The 293-nt window shown below is 50.9% G+C and carries 1 protein-coding gene; it reads left to right on the forward strand.

Going from position 1 to position 293, the window contains the following annotated elements:
- The coding region (locus tag J9892_RS21590) for a transposase (RefSeq protein WP_210538962.1) at window positions 1-293 on the forward strand (293 nt) is incomplete at both ends.

Raw genomic sequence — 293 nt, forward strand, 5'->3', positions numbered from 1 at the left:
ATTGGCAGAACATTTCCCGGGCCGATTCAATAAGCACAGCCCCGCTGCGGTAGAGTGTCATATGACCATGTCCTTGCTGGACCAGTCGCCGATATCGATGAGTATCACGGCGGATACCGAATCGGAGCGCAAGCATCTTCCGGCCGAAAATTCGTTAAATAACAAACTGTTATTGGCGGATGCCGGTTACATCAGCCGCGAGTACTTTGCTGATGTGACCAAAGCCAAAGGAAGCTATCTGGTCAGAGGGAGTCAAAATCTCAATCCCAAAGTACAGGCAGCTTACCGACAGG

The organism is Aeromonas sp. Prich7-2 (genome assembly GCF_017939255.1).
Classification (GTDB): domain Bacteria; phylum Pseudomonadota; class Gammaproteobacteria; order Enterobacterales; family Aeromonadaceae; genus Aeromonas; species Aeromonas caviae.